Annotated in this window: 5 protein-coding genes; 2 read left to right on the top strand and 3 right to left on the bottom strand. The window is 68.1% G+C overall.

Annotated elements, in window-relative coordinates; all coding sequences use genetic code 11:
• Positions 1 to 368: 368 nt before the first annotated feature.
• The 3 genes from QGG75_12780 to QGG75_12770 are packed head-to-tail and all read right to left on the bottom strand — an operon-like array spanning position 369 to position 3,157.
• The gene (locus QGG75_12780) at positions 369 to 1,766 is read right to left on the bottom strand and encodes an amidase (GenBank protein MDP6068107.1); all 1,398 of its coding nucleotides are present in this window, start codon (positions 1,764 to 1,766) and stop codon (positions 369 to 371) included.
• A complete protein-coding gene (locus tag QGG75_12775; GenBank protein MDP6068106.1) occupies positions 1,763 to 1,915 on the bottom strand; it encodes a hypothetical protein in 153 nt (50 codons plus the stop codon). Before QGG75_12775 ends, QGG75_12780 begins: the two co-directional genes overlap by 4 nt.
• Before the next feature lie 45 nt (positions 1,916 to 1,960).
• Positions 1,961 to 3,157, bottom strand: coding sequence for a CaiB/BaiF CoA-transferase family protein (locus tag QGG75_12770; GenBank protein ID MDP6068105.1), 1,197 nt, complete (start codon positions 3,155 to 3,157; stop codon positions 1,961 to 1,963).
• 121 nt (positions 3,158 to 3,278) lie between these two features.
• On the opposite strand from QGG75_12770, the gene QGG75_12765 reads away from it, so the two are divergent.
• Positions 3,279 to 4,085: an enoyl-CoA hydratase gene (locus tag QGG75_12765; protein MDP6068104.1), complete on the top strand. Its 807-nt coding sequence runs from the start codon at positions 3,279 to 3,281 to the stop codon at positions 4,083 to 4,085.
• Positions 4,086 to 4,141: 56 nt separating this feature from the next.
• A complete protein-coding gene (locus tag QGG75_12760; protein ID MDP6068103.1) occupies positions 4,142 to 5,572 on the top strand; it encodes an NADH:flavin oxidoreductase in 1,431 nt (476 codons plus the stop codon).
• Positions 5,573 to 5,729 lie beyond the last annotated feature (157 nt).

The raw sequence follows: 5,729 nt of genomic DNA, 5'->3' as shown, positions 1-5,729 counted from the left end.
TTGGCTCGGGGGCGGGGGGGGGGTGTGGGGGTGGCTCTCCGCGGCCGCGGGCGGGTGGGGGGTCGGGGGGGGCGGCCGGGGGGCGGGGCGGGGGGGTGGGGGTGTGGGGGGGGGGGGGGGCGCGGTCGGCGCGTGGCGGGGGGGGGGTGTCGGCCGGGGGGGGTGCGCGGGGGGGCGGGGGGGGGGGGGGGTGGGGTGGGGGGGGGGGGGGGGGGGGGTTTTTGTTGGCTTTGGTCTCCCGCCCCCGCCCCCGGGGGGCCCCCCCCCCCCCCACGCCCGAAGGGTCGCCCCCAGGCGCGCGCCCGCGTCGTCAATGGCCGAAGCGCGTAGTCCCACTACGCGCCTCGGCCATTTCCTAGCGGATCGCATCACCTGGGGGCGACGCAGGCCGTGACCCGGTGAGAAATGCGGGCTAGTTTCTCGAAGGCCTGCCCCAGACCGAGCAGGTATTCGTCGGCCAAGGGGCGGCCGACGAGCTGGAATCCCAGCGGCAGGTCCTGGCTCGAGCCGCAAGGCAGCGCCAGGGCCGGCAGGCCGAGGTAATTTATGGCCCGGGTGAAATAGCTGGGGTCGGCCGGCGTGGCCAGCTCGAAAGCGGCGCCGGAAAGCACCGGCTCGGCCGCCCGCGCCTCGACCTCGCTAAGCTTGGGCGCCACGTCGGCGGCGCTGGGCAGCAACAGCGTGTCGACATCGGCGAAGGCGCGGGCCAGGAATTCGGCCTGCGCCGCGCTTCGCACTTCCACTGCCCGCAAATAGTCGTCGGCTGTAAAACCGAAACCGATGAGCAGGCGTTGACGCACCGCCGGGGTGAAATCGGCGGCTTGCCGGCGCAGGCTGTCGGCGTGCGTCGCCGCCACCTCGCAGGCGAAGATGATGCCGGCCAGGGCGTTGAGGGAAGCGAGATCGGGCAGTGTCACCTCGACGATACGGGCCCCGGCCTGGGCCCAGGTCTCGATGGCGCCGGTCAGGGCTGCGCCCAGGGCAGCGGGCAGTCCTTGCAGCGTCGCGCCCGGCGGCACGCCGATACGCTGGCCGGCCAGCGCCAGCGAGGGCGCCGGCGCGGCGCCTGTCAGCACGCTAAACAACTGGGCGCAATCGGCGGCCGAGCGGGCCATCGGTCCGGGGCCGTCGAGCGAGGCGCTGGAGACCACCATGCCGCGGCGCCTCAGGCGGCCGAAGCTGGGCAGCAGCCCGACCACGCCGTTGAGCGCCGCCGGGCTGCGGATCGAGCCGCCGCTGTCCGAGCCCAGTGATCCGAAAACGAAGCCCGCCGCCAGGGCCGCGGCCGAGCCGCCCGAGGAGCCTCCGGCGACGCGGCTTGGGTCCCAGGGATTGCGTGCCGGCCCCTTGAGCACGTTCATGCCGTCGGGATGGAAGGCGAATTCCGACATGTTGAGGGAACCGAGATCGATGGCCCCGGCCGCCTCCAGGAACTCCAGCAGGGAGGCTGAGTAGTCCGGCACGAAGTCCGTCCAGAGCCTCGAGCCACAGGTCGTCGGGCGCCCGGCGCGGCAGAAGAGATCCTTGTGCGCCAGCGGTATGCCATGCAGCGGCCCCAGCGCCTCGCCACGCTGGCGCTGGGCATCGGCGGCAAGTGCTGCCTGGCGCGCGCGCTCGGGCTCGAGGGTGATGAAAGCGCAGAGCTCGCCGTCGCGGGCGGCGATGCGGGCCAGGCAGGCTTCGGTCAGCTCCAGCGCCGAAATCGTGCCACGGCGCACGGCCTGGACGGCTGCAACCAGGGAGAGCTCGCAAGGATCGGCGCTCATGTGATTTCGCTGCCGCCGAGCCGGGCCAGCACCTGGGCCAGCACCCGGCGCTGGTCCGTGACATAGCGCAGCACGGCCCGGGCCGCCTCGTCGTCCACTTCGATGCCCTGCTGGTGCAGGCGTTCCTTCAGCTCGTCCGGGGTTTCCATCTGCCTTCCAGTGCTAGCCCGACGAGTCGGCCTCGGCCCGCATTGTCAATCGATGATGCCCTGTTCACGCATCCGGGCGCAGTCGTCGGCCGAATACCCCACTTCCTGTAGCACGGCGTCGGTGTGTTCGCCGTGGCGCGGCGCAAAGGCGTATTCCATGCCCGCCGCCTCGATATCCACCGCCATCGGTATCATGCCGATGCGCTTTCCGTCGGGCAGCGTGGTGTGGGTCATCTTGCTCTGGATGGCCTCCATGGCGTGGACCTGGTCGATGGTCTGGATGGCGGCCTGGGGGATCTTGGCGGCGGTCAGGTCGGGCTCGATCTCGGCTCGATCGTACTGGGCCGTGATGGCGCCCAGTTCGCGGTAGATGTCTTCGCGCTCCTGGTAGCGCACCTCGGCCGTGTCGCGCCGGCCGCCGTGGCTGAGCGGGGCGAACTTCTCCAGCGCCGTCAGGCGCTTCCATTGCACGTTGCTGCCCAGCGCCAGGTAGATGAAGCCGTCCTTGGTGGGATAGACGTTGGTCGGGATGAACTTGCGATGCGCATTGCCCCAGCGCGAGATCTCTTCGGGTTCGCAACCCATGTCGACCAGCGGCAACAGCGTGATCAGCCACGATGCCGCGGCCTGCAGCATGGAGACGTCGATGCGCCGGCCGCGGCCGCTCTCGGCCTTCTCCAGCAGCGCCATCAAGACGTTGGCGTAGACTTCGTCACCGGCCTTGAGGTCGACCAGCGGCACCCCGGCCAGCGTCGGCGGCCCGTCGGCAAAACCGGTCACGTCCATGTAGCCGACCATGGCCTGGATCACCGGGTCGTAGCCCGGCACGTTGGGATAGTCGGGCCCCATGGCCGAGATGGCGGCCCAGATGAGGTCGGGCTTGACGGCTTTGAGGGTGTCGTAGTCGATGCCGAGCTGTTCATATCGCACCGGCACGGTGTTGCAGCAGAAGACGTCGGCGTCGAGCTCGTGGATGATGCGCTTGAGCGCCTCTTGCCCCTCGGCGCTCTTGAGGTTGAGGGATATGGCCTCCTTACCCACGTTGGGGGCGATGTAATAGGAGCGCCGGCCCTCGTCGGCGACCTGGGTGCCGATGTAGCGGTTGGGATCGCCGGGATAGGGGTTGCCGCCCTCATTCGTGGCCTCGACGCGGATCACGCGCCAGCCCAGATGTTTGAAGCGCAGTGTGGCATAGGTCAGCGACAGCGCCTGTTCCATGGAGACGACGGTGCGTGGTTTCATATTCATCCTCGGGCCACAGGGGGCAAGCAGGGGGAGGGCAGGGGGCGCGGAGGCCATGACCCGGCGGCAAATGCGGGCTACACTGCGGCGGCTAGTATTCACCTATCCCTACAGGATCACAATGGACGACACGGGGGACGACCCGGGCGACCGCATTCGCGGTGAAATCAAGGCCGGCATCGCTTGGCTGACCATCGACAATGCCGAGCGGCGCAACGCGCTGACCTCGGAAATGTGCCAGGCCATATCGGCGCGGCTTGCCGCTTTCGCAGCCGATGATGCGGTGCACGTAGTGGTGCTGCGGGGTGCCGGCGACAGGGCCTTCATCTCGGGTGCCGACATCTCGGAGTTTGCCACCGAGGCCGATACCTCGTTGGCGGCGGCCAAGGTGGACGAGGCGTTCGGCGCCTCCGTGGCGGCGCTGGAAAGCTGCCCCCTGCCGGTGATCGCCATGATCCGGGGCTATTGCATGGGCGGCGGCGTGGCCATGGCCTGTGGCGCCGATTTGCGCATTGCCGCGGACGATGCGCAGTTTGCCATCCCCGCGGCCAAGCTCGGCATTGCCTACAATTTCGTCAGCCTGCGCCGCCTGGTCGAGACCGTGGGCCAGGCCGCGGCCAAGGATATCCTTTTCACCGGCAAGCGCTTCGACGCCCAGGAAGCCTATCGCATCGGCCTGGTGGATTACTTGGTGCCGGTGGCCGAGCTCGAGGCCGAGACCCAGCGCCTGGTCGAAACCATCGCCGGCAACGCGCCCTTGTCTGTTCGGGCCTCCAAGGCCGGCATTCACGAAATCGTCCAGAAGGGATCGCTGGCCGACCTCGAGATGGTCGCCGCCAGGCTGCGCCAGTGCGTCACCAGCGAGGATTTTCGCGAGGGTCAGGCGGCCTTTCGCGAAAAACGCCAGCCCGTGTTCAAGGGCCGCTGAGCGGCGAATAATGACCCTTTTTTGACCTCGATCAAGGAATGGCCCAAACCGCTCCCATGAAACTCTTCGAACCCCTCGACATCAACGGCTGCGTGCTGCCCAACCGCATCCTGGTGCCGGCCATGGTGACGCGGCTCTCGGGCGAGGACGGCCTGGTCAACCAGGACATCACCGAGCGCTACGTGCGTTACGCCGAGGGCGGTGCCGGCCTGATCGTGGTCGAGGCCATGGCCGTCCACGGTGCCAAGTCGGGGCCGCTGCTGCGCATCAGCGACCAGAGTTACCTGCCCGGTCTCAGCGACATGGTGCGCCGCGTCCACGACACCTCGGACAGTAAGATCGTGCCCCAGATCATCCATTTCCTGAAGATCGCGCGCTCGGGCTGGCGCCAGACCATCGACATGCTGGACGAGACCGACATCGACGCCATCGTGGGGCATTTCGGGGCTGCTGCCGCGCGTGCCCGCGAGGCCGGCTTCGACGGGGCCGAGCTGCATTCGGCCCACGCCTATACGCTGGCCTCGTTCATCTCCAGGCGCAATACGCGCAATGACGACTACGGCGGCAGCCTGGAAAACCGGCTCAGGCTGATCGGCCGGGTGATGCACGAGGCCCGCCGCCAGGCCGGCCATGACTTTGCCATCGGCGTGCGCATCGACGCCGAGGAATTCATCCGCGGCGGCTATACCGTCGAGGAAGGCAAGCTGATCGCGCTGCGTCACGCCCAACTGGGCTGCGATTACATCTCGCTTTCCGTGGGCGGCAAGTTCGAGGACGCCGAGCACCACCCGGGCAAGGTGCTGCACGCCTACTCGGGCTATTCCGGTGAACGCGCCATGCCCGACGCCTGGCACCCCGACATGACGCATGTCGACCTGGCGGCCGAGATCAAGGCCTTCATCAACGCCAAGGGCTTCGCTACCCCCATCGTCACGGCCGGCAAGATCTGGCGGCCCGAGGACGCCGAGCAGATTCTGGTGGATGGCCGCGCCGATATCCTGGGCATCGCGCGCCAGTTGCTGGCCGATCCCGACTGGCCCAACAAGGTCAAGCGTGGCGAGGCCGAGCGCATCGTGGTCTGCGACTTTTGCAATATCTGCAAGACGCTGGATGGCGAACACAAGCCGGTCAACTGCTACCTCTGGCCCAAGGGAGCGGTCCAGGCACCACCCGACGCGCCCGGCGAGGGCCCGGTCTGGGGTGCCGACGGCGGCGGCCTTCTGGTCGAATTCGAGAGCGGCGAGGCGCGCCTCAAGTGGTCGAAGGCCGAGGGCAAGGTCGCCGGCTATGACGTATATCGCGCCGCCGACGACGGCGCCATGTCGGTGATCGAGGCCTCCAAGTCGAGGCGCTGGAAAGACAAGAGCGCCATGGCCGGCCTCAGGTATCACTATTACGTCCGCGCCTACGACCCGGCCGGTCGCCCCAGCCCGCCCTCGAACACGGTGTTGCTGGAGCCAGAGCTGCCGGATTACCGGGCGCCCTAGCGTAATTCTCGATCAGGGATTAACCACAGAGATGGGGTAATCGGCGCTGAGGGTGGCTACTCTCCGAGCTTTTGGAACGTGGTCTGGATGTTCCAGCCACAAGAAGCGTTAAGGAGAGCAGCCATGAAGTACTATGCCGGATTGGACGTTTCGTTGA

The sequence above is a fragment of the Alphaproteobacteria bacterium genome, assembly GCA_030740435.1.
GTDB lineage: Bacteria > Pseudomonadota > Alphaproteobacteria > UBA2966 > UBA2966.
The sequence above is the reverse complement of the archived record's forward strand: the minus strand, read 5'-3'. Positions and strand labels throughout refer to the sequence as shown.

Excerpts from the sequence above, each read along its gene's own strand:
- QGG75_12780 (MDP6068107.1), bottom strand. The coding sequence starts at position 1,766 with ATGAGCGCCGATCCTTGCGAGCTCTCCCTGGTTGCAGCCGTCCAGGCC.
- QGG75_12775 (MDP6068106.1), bottom strand. The coding sequence starts at position 1,915 with ATGGAAACCCCGGACGAGCTGAAGGAACGCCTGCACCAGCAGGGCATC.
- QGG75_12770 (MDP6068105.1), bottom strand. The coding sequence starts at position 3,157 with ATGAAACCACGCACCGTCGTCTCCATGGAACAGGCGCTGTCGCTGACC.
- QGG75_12765 (MDP6068104.1), top strand. The coding sequence starts at position 3,279 with ATGGACGACACGGGGGACGACCCGGGCGACCGCATTCGCGGTGAAATC.
- QGG75_12760 (MDP6068103.1), top strand. The coding sequence starts at position 4,142 with ATGAAACTCTTCGAACCCCTCGACATCAACGGCTGCGTGCTGCCCAAC.